Origin of the sequence: Actinacidiphila alni, from assembly GCF_900112845.1 — a bacterium.
GTDB lineage: Bacteria > Actinomycetota > Actinomycetes > Streptomycetales > Streptomycetaceae > Actinacidiphila > Actinacidiphila alni.
In genome coordinates, this window is the sequence record NZ_FONG01000014.1 from 93389 (window position 1) to 115803 (window position 22415).

At 73.2% G+C, this 22415-nt stretch carries 24 protein-coding genes; 14 read left to right on the forward strand and 10 right to left on the reverse strand.

The window, feature by feature from the left end:
* Positions 1-30: 30 nt before the first annotated feature.
* Positions 31-1461 (reverse strand): D-alanyl-D-alanine carboxypeptidase/D-alanyl-D-alanine endopeptidase, encoded by a 1431-nt coding sequence (gene dacB, locus BM076_RS22790; protein ID WP_093715527.1) that lies wholly within the window; start codon positions 1459-1461, stop codon positions 31-33.
* Between the two features lie 87 nt (positions 1462-1548).
* On the opposite strand from dacB, the gene BM076_RS22795 reads away from it, so the two are divergent.
* Positions 1549-2043 (forward strand): inorganic diphosphatase, encoded by a 495-nt coding sequence (locus BM076_RS22795; RefSeq protein ID WP_093715528.1) that lies wholly within the window; start codon positions 1549-1551, stop codon positions 2041-2043.
* Between the two features lie 114 nt (positions 2044-2157).
* Here BM076_RS22795 and BM076_RS22800 read toward each other — a convergent pair whose 3' ends face one another.
* Complete coding sequence (locus BM076_RS22800) at positions 2158-2805, reverse strand: TetR/AcrR family transcriptional regulator (RefSeq protein WP_093715529.1); 648 nt, start codon at positions 2803-2805, stop codon at positions 2158-2160.
* 83 nt (positions 2806-2888) lie between these two features.
* On the opposite strand from BM076_RS22800, the gene BM076_RS22805 reads away from it, so the two are divergent.
* Positions 2889-3770 carry an SDR family oxidoreductase gene (locus BM076_RS22805; RefSeq protein ID WP_093715530.1) on the forward strand — a complete coding sequence of 294 codons (882 nt, stop codon included), beginning with the start codon at positions 2889-2891 and terminating at the stop codon, positions 3768-3770.
* Positions 3771-3869: 99 nt separating this feature from the next.
* Here BM076_RS22805 and BM076_RS22810 read toward each other — a convergent pair whose 3' ends face one another.
* Complete coding sequence (locus tag BM076_RS22810; RefSeq protein ID WP_093715531.1) at positions 3870-5510, reverse strand: threonine/serine exporter family protein; 1641 nt, start codon at positions 5508-5510, stop codon at positions 3870-3872.
* Between the two features lie 6 nt (positions 5511-5516).
* Positions 5517-6284 (reverse strand): DedA family protein, encoded by a 768-nt coding sequence (locus BM076_RS22815; protein WP_093715532.1) that lies wholly within the window; start codon positions 6282-6284, stop codon positions 5517-5519.
* 165 nt (positions 6285-6449) lie between these two features.
* Here BM076_RS22815 and BM076_RS22820 point away from each other — a divergent pair, with 165 nt between their 5' ends.
* The 4 genes from BM076_RS22820 to BM076_RS22835 all read left to right on the forward strand — a co-directional run bounded on the left by BM076_RS22820 (position 6450) and on the right by BM076_RS22835 (position 10884).
* Positions 6450-7889 carry an ABC transporter ATP-binding protein gene (locus BM076_RS22820; RefSeq protein WP_093715533.1) on the forward strand — a complete coding sequence of 480 codons (1440 nt, stop codon included), beginning with the start codon at positions 6450-6452 and terminating at the stop codon, positions 7887-7889.
* Positions 7890-8046: 157 nt separating this feature from the next.
* Positions 8047-8757: a leucine efflux protein LeuE gene (gene leuE, locus BM076_RS22825; protein ID WP_093715534.1), complete on the forward strand. Its 711-nt coding sequence runs from the start codon at positions 8047-8049 to the stop codon at positions 8755-8757.
* Between the two features lie 139 nt (positions 8758-8896).
* Positions 8897-9385: a DinB family protein gene (locus BM076_RS22830; RefSeq protein WP_093715628.1), complete on the forward strand. Its 489-nt coding sequence runs from the start codon at positions 8897-8899 to the stop codon at positions 9383-9385.
* A gap of 98 nt (positions 9386-9483) precedes the next feature.
* A complete protein-coding gene (locus tag BM076_RS22835) occupies positions 9484-10884 on the forward strand; it encodes a glutamate decarboxylase (protein WP_093715535.1) in 1401 nt (466 codons plus the stop codon).
* A 12-nt stretch (positions 10885-10896) separates the two neighbouring features.
* Here BM076_RS22835 and BM076_RS22840 read toward each other — a convergent pair whose 3' ends face one another.
* Positions 10897-12072: a PP2C family protein-serine/threonine phosphatase gene (locus tag BM076_RS22840; protein WP_245796230.1), complete on the reverse strand. Its 1176-nt coding sequence runs from the start codon at positions 12070-12072 to the stop codon at positions 10897-10899.
* Positions 12073-12231: 159 nt separating this feature from the next.
* Between BM076_RS22840 and BM076_RS22845 the strand changes: the two genes are divergently transcribed.
* The 5 genes from BM076_RS22845 to BM076_RS22865 all read left to right on the forward strand — a co-directional run bounded on the left by BM076_RS22845 (position 12232) and on the right by BM076_RS22865 (position 16050).
* The gene (locus tag BM076_RS22845) at positions 12232-12459 is read left to right on the forward strand and encodes a dodecin (RefSeq protein ID WP_093715536.1); all 228 of its coding nucleotides are present in this window, start codon (positions 12232-12234) and stop codon (positions 12457-12459) included.
* 227 nt (positions 12460-12686) lie between these two features.
* Positions 12687-13196, forward strand: coding sequence for a DUF7144 family membrane protein (locus tag BM076_RS22850; protein ID WP_245796231.1), 510 nt, complete (start codon positions 12687-12689; stop codon positions 13194-13196).
* On the forward strand, positions 13193-14233 hold the full coding sequence (gene mreB, locus BM076_RS22855) for a rod shape-determining protein (RefSeq protein ID WP_093715537.1): 1041 nt from the start codon (positions 13193-13195) through the stop codon (positions 14231-14233). The genes BM076_RS22850 and mreB overlap by 4 nt, the downstream gene beginning before the upstream one ends.
* A gap of 303 nt (positions 14234-14536) precedes the next feature.
* Entirely contained in the window at positions 14537-15559 is a 1023-nt protein-coding gene (locus tag BM076_RS22860; protein ID WP_245796232.1) for a DUF2786 domain-containing protein, read from the forward strand.
* Positions 15560-15603: 44 nt separating this feature from the next.
* On the forward strand, positions 15604-16050 hold the full coding sequence (locus BM076_RS22865; protein ID WP_093715538.1) for an ester cyclase: 447 nt from the start codon (positions 15604-15606) through the stop codon (positions 16048-16050).
* A gap of 29 nt (positions 16051-16079) precedes the next feature.
* Here the strand turns inward: BM076_RS22865 and BM076_RS22870 are convergent, their stop codons facing one another.
* A complete protein-coding gene (locus BM076_RS22870; RefSeq protein ID WP_093715539.1) occupies positions 16080-16796 on the reverse strand; it encodes a TetR/AcrR family transcriptional regulator in 717 nt (238 codons plus the stop codon).
* Positions 16797-16926: 130 nt separating this feature from the next.
* On the opposite strand from BM076_RS22870, the gene BM076_RS22875 reads away from it, so the two are divergent.
* Positions 16927-18585 carry an MFS transporter gene (locus BM076_RS22875; protein WP_093715540.1) on the forward strand — a complete coding sequence of 553 codons (1659 nt, stop codon included), beginning with the start codon at positions 16927-16929 and terminating at the stop codon, positions 18583-18585.
* A 66-nt stretch (positions 18586-18651) separates the two neighbouring features.
* Here the strand turns inward: BM076_RS22875 and BM076_RS22880 are convergent, their stop codons facing one another.
* Positions 18652-19251 carry a phosphatase PAP2 family protein gene (locus BM076_RS22880; RefSeq protein WP_093715541.1) on the reverse strand — a complete coding sequence of 200 codons (600 nt, stop codon included), beginning with the start codon at positions 19249-19251 and terminating at the stop codon, positions 18652-18654.
* On the reverse strand, positions 19248-19994 hold the full coding sequence (locus BM076_RS22885) for a DedA family protein (protein ID WP_093715542.1): 747 nt from the start codon (positions 19992-19994) through the stop codon (positions 19248-19250). Before BM076_RS22885 ends, BM076_RS22880 begins: the two co-directional genes overlap by 4 nt.
* Positions 19995-20107: 113 nt before the next feature.
* Here BM076_RS22885 and BM076_RS22890 point away from each other — a divergent pair, with 113 nt between their 5' ends.
* The gene (locus BM076_RS22890) at positions 20108-20521 is read left to right on the forward strand and encodes a BlaI/MecI/CopY family transcriptional regulator (RefSeq protein ID WP_093715543.1); all 414 of its coding nucleotides are present in this window, start codon (positions 20108-20110) and stop codon (positions 20519-20521) included.
* Complete coding sequence (locus tag BM076_RS22895; protein WP_093715544.1) at positions 20518-21438, forward strand: M56 family metallopeptidase; 921 nt, start codon at positions 20518-20520, stop codon at positions 21436-21438. The genes BM076_RS22890 and BM076_RS22895 overlap by 4 nt, the downstream gene beginning before the upstream one ends.
* A 216-nt stretch (positions 21439-21654) precedes the next feature.
* On the opposite strand, the gene BM076_RS22900 is transcribed toward BM076_RS22895, so the two are convergent.
* A complete protein-coding gene (locus BM076_RS22900) occupies positions 21655-22023 on the reverse strand; it encodes a hypothetical protein (RefSeq protein WP_093715545.1) in 369 nt (122 codons plus the stop codon).
* Complete coding sequence (locus BM076_RS22905) at positions 22020-22385, reverse strand: VOC family protein (protein WP_093715546.1); 366 nt, start codon at positions 22383-22385, stop codon at positions 22020-22022. Before BM076_RS22905 ends, BM076_RS22900 begins: the two co-directional genes overlap by 4 nt.
* Between the last annotated feature and the right edge of the window lie 30 nt (positions 22386-22415).

Genomic DNA, 22415 nt, shown 5'->3' on the forward strand with positions numbered 1-22415 from the left:
GGCGCGGACGCCGTACGGGGCGGCCTGCGGTCAGCGCGTCAGGGCCGTGGCCAGGCGGTCGAGGGCGGACTGGGCCGCGTCGGCGTCGGTGGTGCCGTCGGTCAGGAACGCGAAGGCGAGCAGGCGGCCGGCCGGGGTGACGGTGGTGCCCGCGATGGTGTTGGTGCCGGTGAGGGTGCCGGTCTTGGCGTGCACGACGCCGGCACCGCGCGTGGCGCGGAAGCGGTCGGCGAGCGTGCCGGTGAATCCGGCGACCGGCAACCCGGTGAGCACCGGCCGCAGTTCGGGGTGGGCCGGGCTCGCGGCGAGCGCGAGGATCCGCGCCAGGGTCGTCGCGGCGACCTTGTCGGTGCCGTCGAGGCCGCTGCCGTCGTGGAAGGACGCGCCGGGCAGCGGCACCCCGAGCCGCCGCAGCACGTCGGGGATCGCCGCCGCGCCGCCGGCGAAGCTCGCGGGCCGCCCGGTGGCCCGGGCGACCTGCCGGGCCAGCGCCTCGGCCAGGTCGTTGTCGCTGTTGGTCAGCATCCGCTCGACCAGCTCGTCCAGCGGCGCGGACTGATGCGCCGCCAGCCGCGTACCGCCGCGTCCGCTGTGCTCGGAGACGGCGCCCTCGACGGTGATGCCCCGGTCCCGCAGCAGGTCGGCGAAGGCGTCGGCGGCGTCCCGCGCCGGGGTGAACGACCGGTCGGCGGTGCCGCTGTCGCTGTCGTCCAGCCGCCCCTCGCGGACCATCAGCGCGGTGACGGGCGCCAGGTTCTCGTTGTGCCCGATGGGGTGCAGCGAACTGCCGCTGTACAGCGAGGTGTCGTAGCCGAGCCGTACGGACGTGGCGCCGCGTGCCTTGAGGGCGGCGGCGGTGTCGTCGGCGAGCCCGCCCAGTTCCAGGGTGGGGTCGCCGCCGCCGACCAGGACGACGCGGCCGTCCTTGCCGAGCACGACCGTGGTGGTGAGCCGGTGTCCCGCGCCGAGCGTGGCGAGGGCGGCCGTGGCGGTGGCGAGCTTGGTGGTGGACGCCGGGGTGGACGGCGTGGCGGCCCGGTGGTCGTACAGCACCGTGCCTGTGGCGGCGTCCACGACGATCCCGGTGCGCAGCGTGCCGAGCCCGTCCGAGGCCATCAGCGGGTCGAGCAGCGCCTTGAGGGCGGCCGGGTCGGGCGCGGTGCCGGTCGCCGAGGCGGAACCGGCCGAGGCTCCCTTGCCGGCGCCGGTCGCCGAGGCGGGCGCGGGCAGCAGCACGGGCGCGGCCGACGGTGCGGGCGGCGTGACGGCGGGAGTGCGCGGGGGCGGTGTGTGCCGGTGTCCGGCGGCGGCCAGGACCCGGTCCCGGTCGGCGGCGTGCCGGCGCTCCGCCGTACGCTGGCCGGAATCCCACGGGCCCGAGGCGGCCACCGCCCCGAGGGCCACCGCCAGACCTATCGCGGCCGAACCCGCCACGACCTGCCACGTTCTGCCGAGCGGCACCCCCGACCAGCCCCTTTCGCGACCACCCACATGCGTGGGAGACACTTAATCACCCGCAGTATGCGCTGATCATGGAGGAGTAGGGCCTTGGAGTTCGACGTCACGATCGAGATCCCGAAGGGTTCGCGGAACAAGTACGAGGTGGACCACGAGACCGGTCGTATCCGCCTGGACCGCAGGCTCTTCACTTCGACCAGTTACCCGGCCGACTACGGCTTCATCGAGGACAGCCTCGGCCAGGACGGCGACCCGCTGGACGCGCTGGTCATCCTGGACGAGCCGACGTTCCCCGGCTGCCTCATCAAGTGCCGCGCCATCGGCATGTTCCGGATGACGGACGAGGCCGGCGGCGACGACAAGGTGCTGTGCGTGCCGGCCTCGGACCCGCGCGTGGAGCACCTGCGTGACATTCACCACGTGAGCGAGTTCGACCGTCTTGAGATCCAGCACTTCTTCGAGGTCTACAAGGACCTGGAGCCCGGCAAGTCCGTCGAGGGCGCCAACTGGGTGGGCCGCACCGAGGCCGAGGCGGAGATCGAGGACTCCTTCCGCCGGCTGAAGGAGCAGGGCCCCGGCCACTGAGCCGTCCCGCCCCGCGTCGTACGAACGCCGGGCGGGCCGGGTGCGCGGTACGACGCGTTCCCGGCCCGCCCGGCGTTTTGCGTGTGCCGGCGCCGCGTCGGCCCGGTCGGCCCGTCAGCCCAGTTCCGCGAGCGCGCCGCGCAGCCGGTCCAGCGCGGCGCGGGCCAGCGCGACCATGCCTTCGCCGTCGCCGTCACCAGCGTCGCCCGTGCCGCCCGTGCCGCCCGTGCCGCCCGTACGGTCCGTGCCGTCGTCGGGTGCCTCGTCCGCCGCGACCCACGCCGTGAACGCCTCCGAGAAGGCGAGCACGCCCATCTCGGCGGCGAGGGCGGCCACGGCCTGCGGCACGCCGCGGGCGCGCAGCGCGTCCGCCATGGCGGCGGCCATGCCGACCTGCTTGAGCCGGTGCCGTTCGCGCAGTTCGGCGTTGGCCGCGATGGCCGCGCTCATCCGGGAGCCCAGCTCGCGGTTGAAGGACGTCATGGTGGAGCACGCGCGGTCCAGGCCCGCGCCGACCGCGTCCAGCGCGGTGGCGCCCTCCGGAGCGTCGGCGATGCCCTCGGCGAAGAGCCCGGACAGCGTCTCCTGGCCGGCGGCGAGCACTTCCCGCTTGTCGGGGAAGTGCCGGAAGAAGGTGCTCTTGGTCAGCCCGGCGCGCTCGGCGATCTGGGTGACGGTCGTTTCGTCGTAGCCCTGTTCCGTGAACAGGTGCAGCGCGGCGACGACAAGGCGCGCACGCGCGTCGGGTTCCCATCGCGGCATGGCCCCAGCCTATCAATGGGACCTTTGTCCCATCACTCTGTTACGGTGATGGGACCGTAGTCTCATCACTCTGGGAGTTCCCCATGCGTGTCTTCGTCACCGGTGCCAGCGGCGGAATCGGCTCCGCCGTCGTCCCCGAACTGCTCGCCGCGGGCCACGAGGTGCTGGCGCTCGCGCGGTCCGAGTCCTCGGCCAAGGCCGTCACGGCCGCCGGCGCCACCCCGCTGAGCGGCAGCCTCACCGACCCGGCGAGCCTGCGGGCGGGCGCCGCCGAGGCCGACGGGGTGATCCACCTCGCCTTCGGCAACGACTTCACCGACTTCGACCGCTGCGTCGCCGAGGAGGCCCTCGCGGTCGAGGCGTTCGGCGACGCCCTCAAGGGCACCGGCAAACCGCTGGTGATCGCCTCCGGCACCCCCGCGGTCCCGGGCCGGGCGTCCACCGAGGAGGACCAGGGCCCGCTGGAGGGCCCGGCGAGCGGCCGGTTCCGCAACGCGCAGGCGGCACTGGCCCTGGCCGCGCAGGACGTGCGCTCCGGCGTCGTCCGGCTGCCGCGCTCGGTGCACGACGAGGGCGGCCCGTACGGCTTCGCCGGATTCCTGATCAGGGCGGCGCGGCAGACGGGCGTGTCCGGTTACGTCGGTGACGGCGCCCAGCGCTGGCCCGCCGTGCACCGCAAGGACGCCGCCCGGCTCTTCCGGCTGGTCCTGGAGCAGGGCGAGCCCGGCACCGTGGCGCACGCGGTCGGCGACGAGGGCGACAGCATGCTGACCATCGCCGGGACGATCGCGGCCGAACTCGGCCTGGAGACCAAGGCCGTACCGGCCGAGGGCTTCGGCTTCCTCGGCACCATCTTCGGCTTCGACCAGCCGTCCACCGCGACGCTCACCCGCGAGCGGTTCGGCTGGGAGCCCACGCACCCGAGCCTGCTCGCCGACCTGGCGGCCGGCAATTACCCCGCCTGATACCGGCTGATACCGGCTGATACCGGCTGATACCGGCTGATCCGGTCTGATCCCGCCCGATCCCGTCCGATCCGGCCTGAGCGCGCCCCGCGCGGAACCTCAGAATCCCCGGGTGCGCTTGGCCGCGCCCCGGGGGGCCGCGGGTCCAGGCGTCTTGAGCACCAGCCGGGCCAGTTCGCCGCCGAGATTGACGCCGACGGCGATCGCCAGCGCCAGGGCCGCGGCCCGGGTCAGCTGCGTGAACGCCTGGTCGGAGTGCTTGTGGGTGAGCGCGAGCAGCCCGAAGTAGGTGGCGGAGCCGGGCAGCAGCGGCCCGATCGCGGCGGTCACGTACGGCAGCACCGACACGTACCGGTAGCGGGCCATGAGCTGCCCGAACAGGCCGACGAGCCCGGCCGCCACGGCCGTCGCGGCCACCTGGTTGCCGCCCGCCTGCTGGTGCAGCACGCCGTAGACGGTCCAGGCGATCCCGCCGTTGAGCGTGACCAGCGGCAGCACCCCGCGCTCCACCTGGAGCAGTACGGCGAAGGCCAGCGTCAGCACCATCGCGGCCGGCAGCTGCACCCAGGGGCGGTCGTACGCGCGCAGCGCCTGGTCCGGGTCGAGGTCGGCGCCGAGCGCGGTGAAGCCCGCGTAGAGCACGACGGTGACGCCGATGACGAGGCCGACGACCAGATACATCACCTCCAGCAGCCGGGCCGAGGCGGTGATGTAGAAGCCGGTCAGGCCGTCCTGGACGGCGGCCACCAGCGCGCGGCCGGGCAGCAGCGCGAACAGCCCGCCGGTGATGACGGCGGACGCCTGGACGCCGTGCGCGCCCGGGATCCAGTGCGCGTAGCGGGCGATGGCCACGCCCATCGCGGCGGCCGGCATCGCCGCCGCGGCGAACTGGTAGAACTCCGGCAGCCCGCGCCCGGCCAGCAGCCACGCCAGCCGGTCGCCGAGCATCGCGGCCAGCGCGGCGGCGGCGAAGATCACCGGGCCACCGCCGACCAGGACGCTCGCCGCGCCCGCGAGCAGCCCGGCCGCCCCGGTCAGCACCCAGGTGCCGTACGGGTGCCGGTTGCGGCGGATGTCGGCGAGCCGGCGGTAGGCGTCCTCCAGCGTCGCCTCGTGCGCGGTGATCTCCTCGACGAGCTGGAAGACCGCGGCCAGCCGGGTGTAGTCGGTGCCCCGGCGGCGCACGGTGCGGCTCATCGTCAGCGGCGGGTCGGTCAGCGACGGCTGGAAGGAGATGCCCAGCAGCGTGAAGGTGACATTGGGCTCGACCCGGGCCAGGCCGTACGCGTAACTGACGCCGAGCATCGCCGCCTCGACGTCCTCGGCGCCCTCGCCGCCCGCGAGCAGCAGTTCGCCGATCCGCAGCGTCAGGTCGAGGATCCGCGGAACGGGAACGAACTGCGCGGATTCCTGCCGGTCGGCGGGCGGTACGGGCTCGGGCCGTTCGGTGACGGGAATGCGGACCATCGCCCGCATACGGTCCTGCCACCGCGCGTCGTGCGGCGGCAGGACGACCACGGGAATTCCTTCGGGCGGGGTGAAAGGCCCGAAGGACGGGGTCACGGCGGTGGGTCCCGGCGGCGGGGACTGCTGGGGATTCGGCTGGGCCTGCGGAATCGGCTGCGTCGGCGGCGCGAAACCGGAACCCGGCGGTTCAGGCGCGGGCGGCACCGGCACACCCGTGGGGGGCGTGAATTCCGAGCGGACCTCGTCCGCATCCGGCTTGCCGTCCTCCAACACCGCTGATCAGCGCTTCTGTGCGCGATGCCGCCCCGGGCCCGCCGTGCGCTGCGCGACCGGGACCGGCTCGGGGTCGCCGGCCGCGGCACCCGGAATCACGGATTCCGCGGCCGCGTTCGACGCATTGCCGCCCGCGTTCGCGGTCCCGTTCTTCTTCGCCTTGCTCTTGGAGCGCAGATATTCGATGCCAATGGGCACCACCGAGATCAGCACCACCAGGACGAGCATCGCCTCGATGTTCTTGTGCACGAATTCGATCTGGCCGAGCCAGTAACCGAGCAGCGTGACACCGGCTCCCCACAGCGTTCCGCCGATGAGGTTGAAGGTGACGAAGGTGCGATAGTTCATTCGGCTGACGCCTGCGACGATCGGGGTGAACGTGCGCACGATCGGTACGAAGCACGCCATCACGATCGCCTTGGGTCCGTGATGCTCGAAAAAGGCATGTGCCTTCTCGATATTCTCCATCTTGAACAGCCGGGAGTCGGGGCGGCGGAACAGCGAAGGCCCGACCTTGCGGCCGAACAGATATCCGACCTGTTCACCGGCCACGGCCGCGACCGCGATCAGCGCGGCCACCAGTGCCAGCGGCTGGTGCAGGGTTCCGGTCGCCACCAGCAGACCGGTCGTGAACAGCAGTGAGTCCCCGGGCAGGAAGAATCCGATGAGGAGCCCGGACTCGGCGAACACGATCAGCAGTACGCCCCACAGGCCGTAGGTGTTGATCAGATGGTCCGGGTCGAGCCAGCTCGGGCCGAGCGCGATGTTCGTCACGGATCAAAAGTATCAATCCAGTGTTGATACAAACGTTCCGCAACCTGCCGTCGGTGCACTACCTTCTCCGCAGCGTCATCCACGCACCACCCCAAGTTTCGCAAGTCTGGCAAGTCTCCCCCCACGTGCCCCGTCACCGCGTCCGACCACCTGGCGGCTCCCGTTATGACTCGCGCCATCACCCTGCACGAAGTTTCCAAGTACTACCCGAAGCAGCCGTCGCCGGCCGTGGACAGGTTCTCGCTCGACATCGCGCCCGGCGAGTTCCTGGTGCTGCTCGGCCCGTCCGGCTGCGGCAAGTCCACCGTCCTGCGGATGATCGCGGGCCTGGAGGACATCACCACGGGCGAGCTGCTGCTCGACGGGGAGTACTCCAACGACCTGGCCCCCGGCGACCGCCGGATGGCGATGGTCTTCCAGAACTTCGCGCTCTACCCCAGCATGACCAGCCGGGAGAACATCGGATTCCCGCTGCGCTTCGAGATGCCCGGCGAGGAGCACGGGCCGCGCGTCGACGAGACCGCCCGCATCCTCGGCATCGAGGAGATCCTGGACCGCTACCCCGGCCAGCTCTCCGGCGGCGAGCGGCAGCGCGTCGCGATGGGCCGGGCGATCTCCCGGCACCCGTCGGTCTTCCTGATGGACGAGCCGCTGTCCAATCTCGACGCCAAGCTGCGCGCCCATCTGCGCGCCGAGATCGCCCGGCTGACCCACGGCATGGGCGTCACGACGGTGTACGTGACGCACGACCAGGCCGAGGCGATGTCGCTGGGCGACCGGGTGGCGATCATGCGCAGCGGGGTGCTCCAGCAGCTCAGCACGCCCCGCGAGGCGTACCACCTGCCGGAGAACGTCTTCGTCGCCGCCTTCGTCGGCACCCCGCGGATCAATCTGCTCCAGGCCACCGTGCTCGCGCCGCTCGGCGGCGGCATGTGGATCGACTTCGGCCGGCAGCGGCTCGGCATGCCCGAACCGCTCAGCCTGGACCACCAGATGCTCCGCATCCAGCAGGGCCGCCGGATCATCGTCGGCATCCGTTCCGAGGCGGTGCGGATCGCGCAGCCCAGCCAGGCGCACGCCGGCGAGGTCGTGCTGAGCGGCATCGTGGAGCACGTCGAGTACCAGGGGCACGAGTCGCTGGTGCACCTCAACACCGGGTCGCGGCCCGCGGTCGTGCCCGAGCTGGAGGCGCCGCGGCCGGCCCAGCAGCAGTCCCGCTCGGCGGCCCGGCGCTCGGCCGGCGGCGCGGGCACGGGGCTCGGCAAGCTCGCGCAGAAGGCGGCCCGGCGGATCCAGGCGTCGGTACCGGCCCGGGAGGGCGGCGGCACCGGCGTGAAGGAGAACGGCTCCTCCAACGGTTCGGCGAACGGCGTCCCGCCGCGCCCCACGCACGCCCCCGGGCGCGCCCCGGTGACCGTGATGGACCGGCCGGCCGGCGGGCCCGAGACACAGACCGGCGACCTCGTCGTCCGTACCGGCCCCGACATCCGGGTGCGCCGCGGCGACCGCGTCCCGCTCCTGGTCGACCTGGCCCATCTGTACGTCTTCGACCACGAGGGCCGGCGGATCTGCCCGGCCCCGCAGCAGGCGCCCCGCCTGGAGTAGCACCGGCCGCGCCGGGCCTGCGGGCGGCGGCCGGCCGGGGCACGGAGGTGTGCGCGTACGGCACGGCCGTGGTGCTGGTGCGCGACTGCCCCCCGTCGGGCCGGCTTCCGGCAGGAAACCGGCGGCCGTTGTCGTACCCCGGTGACACACTTGTCCGATGCTGGGGACTACGGATCTGTCGACGTATCTGGCCGGGCTGGCGGTGATCGTGCTGCTGCCCGGTCCGAATTCGCTGTATGTGGTGTCGGTCGCGGCCCGCCGGGGGCGCCGGGTGGGGTACCGCGCGGCGGCCGGGGTGGTGTGCGGGGACACCGTGCTGATGACGCTGTCGGCGGCCGGGGTGGCGTCGCTGCTCAAGGCCAGCCCGATCGCCTTCGACATCGTGAAGTTCGCCGGCGCCGGCTATCTGACCTGGCTCGCGGTGGGGATGCTGCGCGGCGCCCGGCAGATGTGGCGCGAGCGTACGGTGCGGCGCGCGGCCCTGGCGGTGGAGGCGGACGCCGAGAGTACGGGCGGGGCGGCCCCCGCCGTGGGTGCTGCCGCCGCTGTCGCCGCCGAGCCGGTGGAGCGGCCGTACCGCAGGGCGCTGATCGTCAGCCTGTTCAACCCGAAGGCGATCCTCTTCTTCATCGCCTTCTTCGTGCAGTTCGTCGACCCGGACTACGCGCACCCGGCGCTGTCGTTCCTGGTGCTCGGCGCGTGGGCGCAGCTGTTCAGCATCACGTATCTGTCGCTGCTGATATTCGGCGGCAGCTATCTGGCCGCGGCCTTCCGCCGCAGGCGCCGGCTGGCCGCGGGCCTGTCCGCGGGCGCCGCGGGCGTCTTCCTGGGCTTCGCCGCCAAGCTGTCGCTCGCCAGCGCGGGCTGACCGGCCGCGCCCGTCGGCGCGGGCCGGCCGGCCGCATCCGTCGGTGCCGGCCGAACCGCACCGGCCCGCACCCTTCCCCCGACTCCTGGAGATCCCCGTGCCGGAAACGACCGTCGTCCCGCTGGACCCGGAGAGCGAGATGCTGCTGGCGTATCTCGACGCGCAACGGCGCCATGTGCTCGGCGCGCTGGACGGGCTCGACGAGGAGGCGCTGCGCCGCCCCGTGCTGCCCTCGGGCTGGAACTGCCTCGGCCTGGTCCGGCACTTGGCGCTGGACGTGGAGCGCTTCTGGTTCCGCGGGGTCGTGGCGGGCGAGCAGGAGGTCATCGACGCGGCGCTGACCGGTCCCGACGACGCCTGGCAGGTCGGCCCGGACGTCCCGGCGGCCAGCGTCCTCGACCTCTACCGCGACCAGAGCGCGCTGGCGGACGCCGTCATCGTCAGGACCCCCCTGTCGACGCCCCCGGCCTGGTGGCCCGCCGAACTGTTCGGCCCCGACAACTCCATCCGCGACCTGCGCGAGGCGATCCTGCACGTCACCGTCGAGACGGCCTGCCACGCGGGCCATCTGGACGCGGTGCGCGAGCTGATCGACGGCAAGAAGTGGCTGGTGCTGACGGACTCCTGAGCGAGTCCGCGCCCGCGGACCGCCGGGCGGGTGCAGGCTGGGCGGGTCGTGATAGCCGCCCGCGCGCACCGCCGCCGGGCTTGCCACGGAAGGCCGACATGTCGCTGCACAAGGGCACGGACACCGCCCGCAACATCGCTGTCAACCCGTTCTTCGGCGAGGCGGACCCGGTCGCCGGCCGGACCACCGCCCCGCCCAAGCACAAGCTGCCCGACGGCCCGATGTCGCCGCACGCCGCGTATCAGATCGTGCACGACGAGCTGATGCTCGACGGCAACTCCCGGCTGAATCTGGCGACCTTCGTCACCACCTGGATGGAGCCGCAGGCCGGGGTGCTGATGGCGGAGTGCGCCGACAAGAACATGATCGACAAGGACGAGTACCCGCGCACCGCCGAGCTGGAGCGGCGCTGCGTGTCGATCCTCGCCGACCTGTGGAACGCGCCCGACCCGTCCGCGGCCGTCGGCTGTTCCACCACCGGCTCGTCCGAGGCGTGCATGCTCGCCGGGATGGCGCTCAAGCGGCGCTGGATGCGGCGCACCCCGGCGTATCCGGCGACCGCCCGCCCCAATCTGGTGATGGGCGCCAACGTCCAGGTGTGCTGGGAGAAGTTCTGCGCCTTCTGGGAGGTCGAGGCGCGGCTGGCGCCGATGGACGGCGACCGGCTGCATCTGGACGCCGACGCGGCGCTCGCGCTGTGCGACGAGAACACCATCGGTGTCGTCGCGGTGCTCGGCTCCACCTTCGACGGGTCGTACGAGCCGGTCGCGGAGATCTGCGCGGCGCTGGACGCGTACGAGGAGCGGACCGGCACGCACATCCCGGTGCATGTGGACGGCGCCTCCGGCGGCATGATCGCGCCCTTCCTCGACGAGGACCTGGTGTGGGACTTCCGGCTGCCGCGGGTGGCGTCGATCAACACCTCGGGCCACAAGTACGGGCTGGTCTACCCGGGGGTCGGCTGGGCGCTGTGGCGGGACGCGGAGGCGCTGCCCGAGGAGCTGGTCTTCCGGGTCAACTACCTCGGCGGAGACATGCCGACCTTCGCGCTGAACTTCTCCCGGCCCGGCGCCCAGGTCGTCGCGCAGTACTACAACTTCCTGCGGCTGGGGAAGGACGGTTACCGCGCGGTGCAGCAGGCCAGCCGGGACGTGGCGATGTCGCTGTCCGCGCGGATCGCGAAACTCGGTGACTTCCGGCTGGTCACCGAGGGCGACCAGCTGCCGGTCTTCGCCTTCACCACCGCGCCCGGCGTGGAGAACTTCGACGTCTTCGACGTGTCGCGGCGGCTGCGCGAGCACGGCTGGCTGGTCCCGGCTTACACCTATCCGGCCGACCGGCAGGACCTCGCGGTGCTGCGCGTCGTCGTCCGCAACGGCTTCTCCGAGGATCTCGCGGACCTGCTGATGGACGACCTCACCCGGCTGCTGCCGGAACTGCGCCGCCAGCCGCACCCCTTGAACCGCCCGGAGAGCGTGGCGACCGCCTTCCATCACTGACGGCTGCGCGGTTCACGGCGGGCACGGGCTGACCGCCAGCACCGCGCGGTCGTCGGCGAGCGCCACACCGCCGGTCCAGTCGGCCAGGTCCCGCAGCAGGACGTCGATGGCCTGCTGCGGGCCGCCGCCCGGTCCGCGGCCGGGGCCGCCGAAGGGGCCGAGGCGCGGCAGCCGGGCCTCGGGGTCGTAGAAGACGCCGTTCCGGTCGCGGGCCTCGGTCACCCCGTCGGTGACCAGCAGCAGCGTGGCGTCCCCGGGCAGCTCCACCTCGTCCGGCGCCGAGCGGACGCCGCCGAGCGCGCTCATGCCGAACGGAAGGTCGGGGGTGGCCGGTTCGAGGGTGCGGACGGTGCTGCCGTGCAGCAGATACGGGGGCGGGTGGCCGCGGTTGAGCAGCCGCAGCCGGCCGCCGGGGGCCGTACGGCCGGAGTCCGTACGGCCGGGCTCGCCCGTACGGCCGGGGCCCGTACCGTCCGTGAATTCGGCCAGCAGGCCGGTCGCGAAGCCCTCCAGCTCCTCCTCGCCCGGACGACGCGCGCGGTCGCGCTCCAGGGCGCGGTCGAGGCGGTGGGCGAGGCCGGCCAGGTCCGGTTCCTCGTCCGCGGCCTCGCGGAAGGCGCCGAGCAGCACCGAGACGGTGGCGACCGCGCCCATCCCCTTGCCGCGCACGTCGCCGATCAGCAGCCGTACGCCGTAGCGCGTGTGCTCGGCCGCGTAGACGTCGCCGCCGATCCGCGCCCCGCTCTGCGCGGCCTCGTAGCGGGCGGCGATGGCGAGCGGGCCGAGCCGGTGCGGCGGTTCGGGCAGCAGGGCGCGCTGCGCGGACTCGGCGACGTCCCGCACGGTGGCCAGCCGCCGCCCGGAGCGGGCCAGCACCCGGTTGACGGACAGGCCGATGACGGCCGACAGCAGGACGTTGAGGATCTCGGACAGGCCGATGCCGCTGCCGAAGATGCCGTTCTCGATCGTCAGGGCGATCACGCCCGCCATCGCGGTGCCGCAGGTCAGCAGGGCGGTACGGGCCGACTGGGTGGCGCCGGCGAGGACACAGGCGCCGGCCAGCATGGTGTCACCGGTGTACGGGTTCGGGGTGGCGAGGTCGAACACCACTCCGGCGACGATCATGGCGGCCGGGATCCAGCGCATCACGGCGGTGGGCCAGGGGGTCGCGCTCCGCACATCGTCCACTTGAGGATGATATGCCCGGTTGTGGGGCCAGGGGCGTCCGCCGTGATGCGTGGCTCACGGGCCTGGGGCACGGTGGAGGGACAGCGAGGGGGGCAGACGCGGGGTGTGCGGTTCCACCGAGGGAACCGGAGCACTCACCCATCGAGGGAAAGGTCCGTCATGGCCGAGCACACCTACCGGGTCACCGAGATCGTCGGCACCTCGCACGAGGGCGTGGACGCCGCCGTGCGCAACGGCGTCAAGCGGGCCGCGCAGACGCTGCGCGGCCTGGACTGGTTCCAGATCACGGAGGTCCGCGGCCACATCGTGGACGGCGAGGTCGAGCACTACCAGGTCGGCATGAAGGTCGGCTTCCGCCTGGAGGAGCCGGACGGCACCGAGGGCTGAGACCCGCCCGTCCCGCGTGCGCTACGCCGTACGGGCGCCCTGGCCACCCGTACGGCGCAGTCGCGTCCGCCCCGCGCTCGCCTTGTCCGACTGATCGTCAGATCCTTTTGTCATAAAGGCGTGTCATTGTCGGAAACGGTCTCCCCCGGTCTGTGCCGGGGCCGGAGACGGAGTCGGCCGGGCCCGCCGTGGACGCTGACGCACCGCCGACGCACTCGGGAGCCCGCATGAGCCAGGAGACGCCCACCCCGCCGCCACCGCCGCCACCGGGGCCGGGGCACGCGCCCCCGCCGCCGACCGGACCGACGCCCCGCGAGAACGAGTGGGCGCTCGGCGGCACCGTCTTCGCCGCGATGATGCTCGTGTTCGGCGGGGTGCTGGCGATCCTCGAAGGGATCGTCGGGATCGCCAAGGACTCGGTGTACGTGTCCACGCGCAACTACACGTACCAGTTCGACGTGACCGCCTGGGGCTGGATCCACCTCGCGCTCGGCGTCGTCGCCGTCCTCGTCGGCTTCGGCCTGCTGTCCGGCGCGGCCTGGGCCCGCTGGGGCGGCATCCTCATCGCCGGTCTCAACATGATCGCCAACTTCATGTTCCTGCCGTACCAGCCGGTCTGGTCGGTGGTCATGATCGCCATCGACGTCTTCATCATCTGGGCACTGGCCAGCTACGACGCCACGCCCGCGGACAAGCGGCCGGGCGCCGCCCGCACCACCTCCGGGGGTCTGCTGTGACGTACACGAGTCCCACGCTGGAACAGCTCCGCCGCTGCTCGGTGGCCGTCGACATCGGCGCCGCCCGCACCCGCGTCTACGTCCGCAACGTCGGCGTCGTCGCCGACGAGCCGAGCGTGGCCGCGGTCGACATCCGCACCGGCGCGCTGATCGCCGTGGGCGAGCGCGCCGAGCAGATGGCCGGGCGCACCCCCGGCCACATCCGGGTCGCCCGGCCGGTCGCGAGCGGCGCCGTCGTCGACATCGAGATGGCCCGGCGGATGCTCAAGCACGTGCTCGGCGACAAGCTCGGCAAGCGGTGGCGGCGCATGCCGGTGCTGCGCGCCGCCGTGTGCATGCCGCACGGCAGCGAGCCGATCGCGCGGCGCGCGGCCATCGAGACGCTGTACGGGCTCGGCGCGCGCAAGGTCGAGCTGGTGGACACCCTCATCGCGGCGGCGGTCGGCAGCGGGCTGCCCGTCGAGCACCCTGAGGCCACGATGATCGTCGTCTGCGGGGCCGGTACGACGCAGGTCGCCGTCCTCTCGCTCGGCTCCATCGTCGCCGCGGAGACCGTGCCGGTCGGCGGCGACGCGATCGACCGGGCCGTCATCCAGCACCTGCGCAACCACCACGAGCTGATGCTGCCGACGCAGTCGGTGCGGCCGCTGCACCAGATGCTCGGCTCCCCCGGCACCGGCGGCACCGTCACCACCGAGGTGTACGGGCGCGACGTCGTCAGCGGGCTCGCCCGCTCCGTCCAGGTCGAGACCGAGGGTGTACGGCACGCCATGCGGACTCCCCTCACGTCCGTGCTCGACGCGATCACCACCGTCCTGCGGGCGTGCCCGCCCGATCTCGTCGCCGATCTCGCCGATCGGGGCATCATGCTTGCCGGTGGCAGCGCGCTCATGCCCGGGCTCGACCTCATGCTCGGCCAGGCCACGGGCATGCCCGTCCACATCGCGCCCCGGCCCGACACCGTCGCCGTCCAGGGGCTCGGCGCGATGATCGAAGGCCGCGTCCGCCCCCTGGTCCTCGACCCCCTCACGGCCTAGCCCCGGCCTGGGGCCCCTCCCGGGGACGGGGTGCCCTCCCACGGAGGAGGGCGCCCCTTTAGGGGCGCGGGGAACTGCGCGCTCAGCCCGCGCGGGGCTGCGGGTCAAAAACCGCCCCCAGCGGGGCAGACGCTGTTGTTTTTGCGACCACCGGCCCGGTGGGGGCTGAGCGCGCAGTTCCCCGCGCCCCTGATGGTTACCGTCCTCCGCAGGAGACCTCACGCACCGCCCTCCGCGGGGAGCGGGTCCGCACGTACGGGTAGCGGGTGACGGGGCCCGGGTGGGCCGGGGGAAGATAGGGGCGTGGAGGAGTTCGAGGGAGCGTGGGCGCGGGTCCGCGCCGGAGGCGACGCCGTGGACGCGGCGGCGTCCGTACTGGCCGCGGCAGGCGGCGATTGGGAGCGGGCAGCCGGCGGGACGGCAAGAAACGTCGTACGGGAAGCCGAATCCCGCGGCTGGCAGGTGCGGGACCTGATCCGTATGGCCTCCCGCGAACTGGACCCGCGCCACGAACGCCTCGCCCACACCATGCAAAAAGGAAAAGCCCCTTTCCTGACGCCCTTCGCGCAAGCGGAAAAGCTCGACCGTTTCTCGGCCGCCACCACCTTCGTGGAGCTGCTCCGCCTCTACGCCGCCCTCCCCCGCATCACCCCGCTGGCCCCCGCCACACAGGCGCCGCCGCCCTCCAAGATGCTGGCCCGCATCCGGGCCCTGCTCGCGAAGGCGGAGTCCACCGGCTTCCCGGAGGAGGCCGAGGCCCTCTCGGCCAAGGCCCAGCACCTGATGACCCGGCACAGCATCGACGAGGCCCTGCTCACCGCGGCGGCCCACGGCACGGGTACGGGCGCGGGCCCCGGGGCCCGCAGGATCGGCGTGGACCGCCCGTACGAGGGCGCGAAGGCCCTGCTGCTGGACGCCGTCGCGGCGGCGAACCGCTGCGAGTCCGTATGGTCCGCCGACTTCGGCTTCTCGACGGTGGTCGGTTACGGAACCGATCTGGAGGCCGTCGAGCTGCTCTACACCTCCCTGCTGGTCCAGGCCGACCACGCCCTGCACCGCGGCACCTCCCGCTCCCGGAATTTCCGCGAGTCCTTCCTGATCGGTTACGCGGGCCGGATCCGTGAACGGCTGGCCGCCGCCACCGAGCGGGCCACGGCCGAGACGGCGGCGCCCGCCGACCTGCTGCCGGTGCTGGCCGCCCGCGAGGTGGACGTACGGGACGCGACCCGCCGGATGTTCCCGACCACGACCACCTCACGGCTCAAGGGCCGCGACGCCGAGGGCTGGCGGCACGGCGAGGCGGCGGCCGACCGCGCCCGTTTCTGACCCCGCACGAGGACGCACGACGACGCACGAGGAGGAGACGCGCTGTGGCCACTCCGACCACTCCGACCACCGATGCCGAGCAGACCCCTTCCGCAGTCGAACGGCGCAACACCGAGACCGTCCGCCGCTATCTCCGGGTCTTCGAGACCCTGGAGGTCGGGGAGTTGAAGGACCTGGTCGCCGAGGACGTCGTCGTGCACGGCGCCGGGCAGCACGTACGCGGCCGGTCGTACCCGGAGGGCTCGGTGCTGACGCCGGGGCTGTCCAACTGCCGCCTGCGCGTGGACGATCTGTTCGCCGCGGGCGACCGGGTGTCGGTCGCGTTCACGCTCACGTACACCCACGACCGCACCGGCCGCGACCTGACCATGACCGGCGTCAAGTCGTACCGCCTGGTGGACGGCGTCATCGTCGAGTTCTGGGGCGAGACCGATCTGTACGGGCTGCTGCGGCAGGCCGGTCTGGTGCCGGCCGAGATCCCGGCACTGTAACCCCCTGTCCCCGTAGGTAGCGGGCCGGGTCAGAGGCCGGCCTGGAGGCGGAGGCCGGCGAGGGTGAGATCGAGGGCGCCGAGGAACTGGTCCTTGTCGTCGTGGCCGTCGAATTCGTCGACGATGCTGTGGACGAAGGGGTAGGCGTCCGGGTCGAGGGTGCGCCAGGTGGCGGCGTAGCGGCCGAGGAATTCGTCGCGGTCGACGGCGCCGTCGAGGACGGACGGCGGCGGTTCCTGGCCCATGTCGAGTGCGTTGCTCACGACGACGCCGACGACCGCCGAGACACCGTGGAAGCGCTGGCGCGGGGTGAGGTCGAGCCGGAGGAGCTGCCGCCCGAGATCCTCGTAGAGGCGCAGGGAACTGCCCTCGACGTCGATGCCCCGCATGAAGTGGGTGCCGAGCCAGGGGCGGTCGACGATCGCGTCGAAGAGGGTGACGGCCATGACGCGCAGGTCGTCGAGCGCGTCGCCGGTGCCGGCCCGCGCCTCGATGTCGGCCAGGACGCCGCCGAGCACATGGTCGATGGCCCGCTGGATCAGGTCGTCCTTGCCGGAGACGTACCAGTAGATGCTGCCGACGCCGGTGCCGAGCCGGGCCGCGAGGGCGCGCAGGGTCAGCGCCGACTCGCCCGCCTCGTCGAGCAGGTCCACGGCCGCGGACAGGACGGCCTCGCTGGAGTGCGAGGCGCGCTGACGCCCCCGGCGGGGCCGGTCGGCGGCGGGCTGGGTGCGCGGGCTCGTCATGTCTCCATTCAACCACCGCTTGCGTCATTATCGAACCTCGTTCTATCATCGAACCACGTTCCATGATAGAACTGCGTTCGATGCTGGAACCACGTTCGATATCCGTTCACGTCCCGAGAGGAGGCCCGCCATGACCGCCACCACCGGCACCACCGCCATCGACCGCGCGACATCGCGCACCTACCCGTCCCTGCGCGCCGCGTGGATCCCGCTGGCCGCGCTCTGTCTGGCCTTCTTCGTCGAGATGGTCGACAACACATTGCTGTCCATCGCGCTGCCCACCATCGGCCGCGACCTCGGCGGCGGCACCACCGCCCTCCAGTGGGTCACCGGCGCGTATTCGCTGACCTTCGGCGGCCTGCTGCTGACCGCGGGATCGCTGGCCGACCGGCTCGGGCGGCGGCGCGTGCTGCTGGTGGGCCTGGCCGTGTTCGGCCTGCTGAGCCTCGGCGTCGTCTGGGTCTCCAGTACGGGGCAGCTGATCGGCCTGCGGGCCGGCCTCGGCATCGCCGCCGCGGCCATGGCGCCGATCACCAATTCCCTGGTCTTCCGGCTCTTCGACGACAAGGCGCTGCGGATGCGCGCCATGACCCTGATGATCATCGTCGGCATGTCCGGCTTCGTCCTCGGCCCGCTGCTGGGCGGCACCGCCCTGGCCCACGTCCGCTGGCAGTGGCTGCTCGTCGTCAACGCGCCGATCGCGCTGATCGCGGCCGTCGGCGTACGGCTGGGCGTGCCGGCCGACCGGCGCGAGGACCTGACCGACGACCGGCTCGACCTGCCGGGCGCCGCGCTGAGCGTCGCCGCCATCGGCCTCGCCTGCTACTCGCTGACCAGCGGCGTCGAACACGGCTGGCTGTCGGCGGTCACCCTGGCCTCGATCGCGGGCGCCGTCGTCGCGGGCCTCGCCTTCGTCCGGCACGAGAACCACAGCCCGTCGCCGATGCTGGACCTGAAGATCTTCCGCAGCGGTACCGTCCGCGGCGCCGCCATCGCGCAGATCGGGACGGCCATCGCGATGGCCGCCGTGATGTTCGGACTGATCCTGCACTTCCAGTACGCGTACGGCTGGAGCCCGGTGCGGGCCGGTCTGGCGAATCTGCCGATGATCGTGACGATGGTGCTGGCGACCCCGCTGTCGGAGGAGCTCGCCAAGAAGTACGGCCACCGCGTCGCCTGCCTGGTCGGCGCGGCATGTCTGGCCGGCGCGCTGGCCGGGCTCGCCTGGGGTGTCGACCACGGGTACGTCGCCATCGCGGCCTGCATGGTGCTGATGACGATCGGCCTGCGCACCGTCATGACGATCTGCGCGATCGCGCTGGTCGACGCGATGCCGGAGAACCGTACGTCGATCGGTACGGCGCTCAACGACACCGCCCAGGAGGTCGGCACCAGCGTGGGCACCGCCGTCGTCGGCACGATGATCGCGGCGCTGGTCACGGCGAAGCTGCCCGCCGGCACCTGGAGCGACGGCCTGGTGGCGTCGTTCTTCCACGGCGAGCGGGTCACGTACGCGGTGCTTGCCGTGGTCGTCGGCCTGATCGCGGCGGGCGGCGCGCTCACGCTCACCGACTCCCACTCCACGGAGGAGGGCCCGGGTGAGGAGTCCGACGAGGCGTCCTCGGACGGGGCGGCCGTAGGGGGCTCCGCCGGGAAGAGCGCGGGGGAGCCCGCCGGTATAGCCGCCGGGGAGACCTCGGCGGAGGAGTCCGCCGGCGAGCGCGCTCAGGAGTCCGCCGGTGAACCGGCCGGTGAGCGTGACGTGAGGTCCGCCGACGTGCGCGCCTGAGCGGAGGCGACCGGCGCCGGCCGGTGCCGGCCGAGGTCCGTCGGTGCCGGCCGGGGTCCGTCGGGGTCAGTCGGCCGCCGCGGCCGTCAGCAGCGGCCGCAGCCTCGTGGCCCGCAGATGGGCCACGGCCGGCGCGGCGCGCGGCGCCAGGAGGGACAGCGGCCAGGCGACGAGGGCGCCGAGCAGGATGCCGGTGACCACGTCGTGCGGGTAGTGGACGCCGATCCAGACGCGGGAGGCGGCCATCAGCACGGCGACGGGGACGGCGTAGAGCAGGCCGATCCGGCGGTGCGCCAGCAGCAGGGCGACGGCGGCGGCCCCGGCGATGGCGGAGTGGTTGCTCGGGAAGGACCAGTCGCCGAGCGCCGGACAGGTCTCCACGGTCACGGTGTGCAGCGTCCGGCAGGGCCGCTGCTCGGTCACGAGGGACTTGACGCCGTCGTTGACGAGGAAGGCGACGATCACGGTGAGCGGTACGGACAGGGCCGCGGCCATCCCGGCGGAGCCGGCCGGGCGCGCACGCCACCAGACGATCAGCATCAGGACGGCGAAAACGCCGAGCCCGTAGTCGCTGAAGAAGCGGACGGTGTCGTCGACCGGCTGCGGAGTGCGCGCCGCCAGGTCGACGACCCAGCGGTAGAGGCCCGCGTCGAATTGCGAGGTCACAGGCCCTCCGGTCGGGCGGGGGACGGGGCGGAGGCCGTCGCGGAGGCCGGGGCGGAGGCCGAGCCGGCGGAGTCCCCGGTCGTACGGGCCCGGCGCCCGCGCCGTACTTCGAGCACCAGCGGGATCAGCGAGACGACGACGATCACGGCGACGATCGGCAGCAGATACGTGTCGACGTGCGGGATCGACGAGCCGAGCCCGTAGCCGCCGAGGACCAGGCCGACCGTCCAGACGGCGCCGCCCGCGAGCTGCCAGACGGTGAAGGTGCGCACCGGCACGTTCAGCGTCCCGGCCAGCGGATTGAGCACGGTCCGCACCACCGGGATGAAGCGCGCGAGCACCACGGCCTTGGCGTGCCCGTAGCGCTCCAGCAGTTCGGCGGCCCTGGCCGCGCCCTCGTGGAGCTTGGCGTTCTTCGTACGGGCCAGCAGCGCGGGTCCGCCGCGCCGCCCGATCGCGTAACCGGTCTGCGCCCCGAGCAGCGCCCCGGCCAGCGCGGCGATCAGCACCTGCCACAGCGAGAGGTGCACCACATCGGAGGCACCGGGCACGCAGAGCAGCCCGGCGGTGAAGAGCAGCGAGTCGCCGGGGAGGAAGAAGCCGATGAGCAGACCGGTTTCGGCGAACATCACGACGGCGATGCCGACCGCCCCGAAGGACGACAGCAGGGAGGTCGCGTCGAGGACGTTGACGGCCTGGTGGACGGCATGGTGCGCGACCGGATCGAACGCGGGCAGGGGCATGGCGGTGGGGCCCTCCCATAATGGGTTCCGGGGTGCCGCGCGGGCACCCGTCCGACTACAGTTGTGTAGTCGGTCTACAGAACTGTAGACGAACGAGCGGGAAGGGGCGTTCCATGACGGAGGCCAATGCGTCGGCCCGCCGGCCTTCGGGTGAACTCGAAGCGAGCGTGCTGGCCGCCCTGTGGGCGGCCGACGGCCGCGCGCTGACCCCGGCCGACGTGCAGCGCGACCTGGGCACCGCCCTCGCCCGCACCACCGTCACCACGATCCTCGCCCGGCTGTACGAGAAGGGGTCCGTCAGCCGCACCCGGGCCGGCCGCGGCTACGCGTACCTGCCGGTCCAGGACTCCCCCGGCCTGGCCGCCCGCCGCATGCGCACCGAACTGGACAAGTCCGGCGAGGACGACCGCGGCACCGTCCTGGCCCGCTTCGTCTCCCAGCTCGGCCCGGACGACGAGCGGCTGCTGCGGGAGCTGCTGGCCGGGGCCGAGGAGGCGCCTCCGGCGGAAGGCGGTGAGGTCTCGTGAACTACACCGTGTGGGTGCCGCTGGTCCTGCCGCTGCTCGCCGTGCCCGCGGCGCGGCGCCTCGCCGAGGCACTGCCGCCGCGGCTCGCGGCCTGGCTGCTCGCCGGGACCGCCGTCGCGCTCGCCGCGTGCAGCACCGTCGCGCTGCTGCTGCTCGCCGGGGCGGGCGCGCTGCGGCTGCCGCCGGTCGCCGCGCTCGGGCACTTCGAACTGCCCGTCGTCGGCGACCAGGTGACGGTCGCCGCCGCGTGCGTGGCTGCGGTGCTGCTCGCCGTCGTCGTCACCGCGCTCGTACGGACCGCGCGCCGGCACCTCGTACTCGCCGCCCGGGCGCGGCGCGATGCCGTCGCCGCCGGGACGGCGGCCGGCGACCTCACCGTGCTCCAGGACCCCGGGCCCGACGCGTACGCCCTGCCCGGGCGGCCCGGGCGGATCGTCGTCACCACCGGCATGCTGCGGGCCCTCGGGGCCGCCGAGCGGGAGGCGCTGCTCGCGCACGAACGCGCGCATCTCGCCGGGCGGCACCACCTCTTCCTCGCCGCCTTCGCGCTCGCCCGGTCCTGCCACCCCGCGCTGCGGGCCCTGCGCGGGCCGCTGTCCTACGCGCTCGAACGGTGGGCCGACGAGGCCGCCGCCGCGGCGGTCGGCGACCGGCGGCTGGCCGCCCGGGCGATCGGACGGGCCGCCCTGGCCTCCCGGCCCGGTGCGCCCCGGCCGCACGCCGCGCTCCCCGCCACCACCGGGCCCGTCCCGCGGCGCGTCGCGGCTCTGCTCACCCTTCCCCCGGCCCGGGCCCCGCGCGCGCCGCGCACCATAGCCCTCGTCCTCGCCTCCTGCCTCACCCTCTCCGCCGCCTGCGCCCTCGAGGCCGCGCACGATCTCCACGGCTCCATCGAACTCGCCCAGGGCGAGCGCTAGGGCGTGTCTTGTGGATCAGGCCGGATCAGGGAGCGGGGTCTGGTGCGTGTGATCGCAAGGCGGAGGAGGGAGGCGACGCGGTGGGGGCACCCCCACGCCGGAGGCTGTGGGGGAGTCGTCGACCGACGACAACGCGGCGAGCGCGCGTGCCAGGGCACGCGACCCCGGCAAGATCCACAAGACACGCCCTAGCCCTCCGGTCAGGGCGACCGTTTTTCAGGACGCGCCCTTTGAACCCGCGGCGGCCTCCAACTCCTCCGCCCGCCGGGCCAGTTCCGCCGCGATGGCGTCCCAGTCGGGGCCGTGCATGAAGAGACTGTGGCCGGCCTCGCGGAGCAGTTCGGGGTCGTCCGGGCGCTGGAGCAGGGCCAGGCGGTAGGCGAGATTGCGGATCCAGACCGGCAGATTGCCGTCGACGAGCTGCGGCGACAGCTCGTGGAGCATCGCGACGATCGCGTCCGCGTCGGCGAAGGTCAGCTCCTCGACGAAGAACTGCTCAAGGTGCTCCGCGTCGCACTCCGGCGTCGGCCGGTACTCGTCCCCGTACACGCACCGGGCGTGCTCGGTCAGCGTGCCGTGCCTCATCCCAACGGCCCGCGCTCGACACAGAATTCGTTGCCCTCCGGATCCGCCATGGTGACCCAGCCCGTGCCGTCGGGGCGGCGGTGGTCGGCGACGACCGTGGCGCCGAGATCGGCGATACGGGCGACCTCGGCGTCGCGCGGGCGGTCCTGGGGCTGGAGGTCGAGGTGGACGCGGTTCTTGACGGTCTTCGCGTCGGGCACGGTGACGAAGAGCAGCGCCGCCCCGTCCGCGCGCACCAGCGCCTCGGGGTCGCCCGGGAAGTCGTCCTCGGCGAGGCTGCCGTCGAGGACGGCGGCCCAGAAGGTGCCGAGACGGTAGGCGTCGGAGCAGTCGATCGTGGTGTGCCGCACGGAGGAAGCCATGCGGCACACCCTCGGCCACCTGGGGCGGCA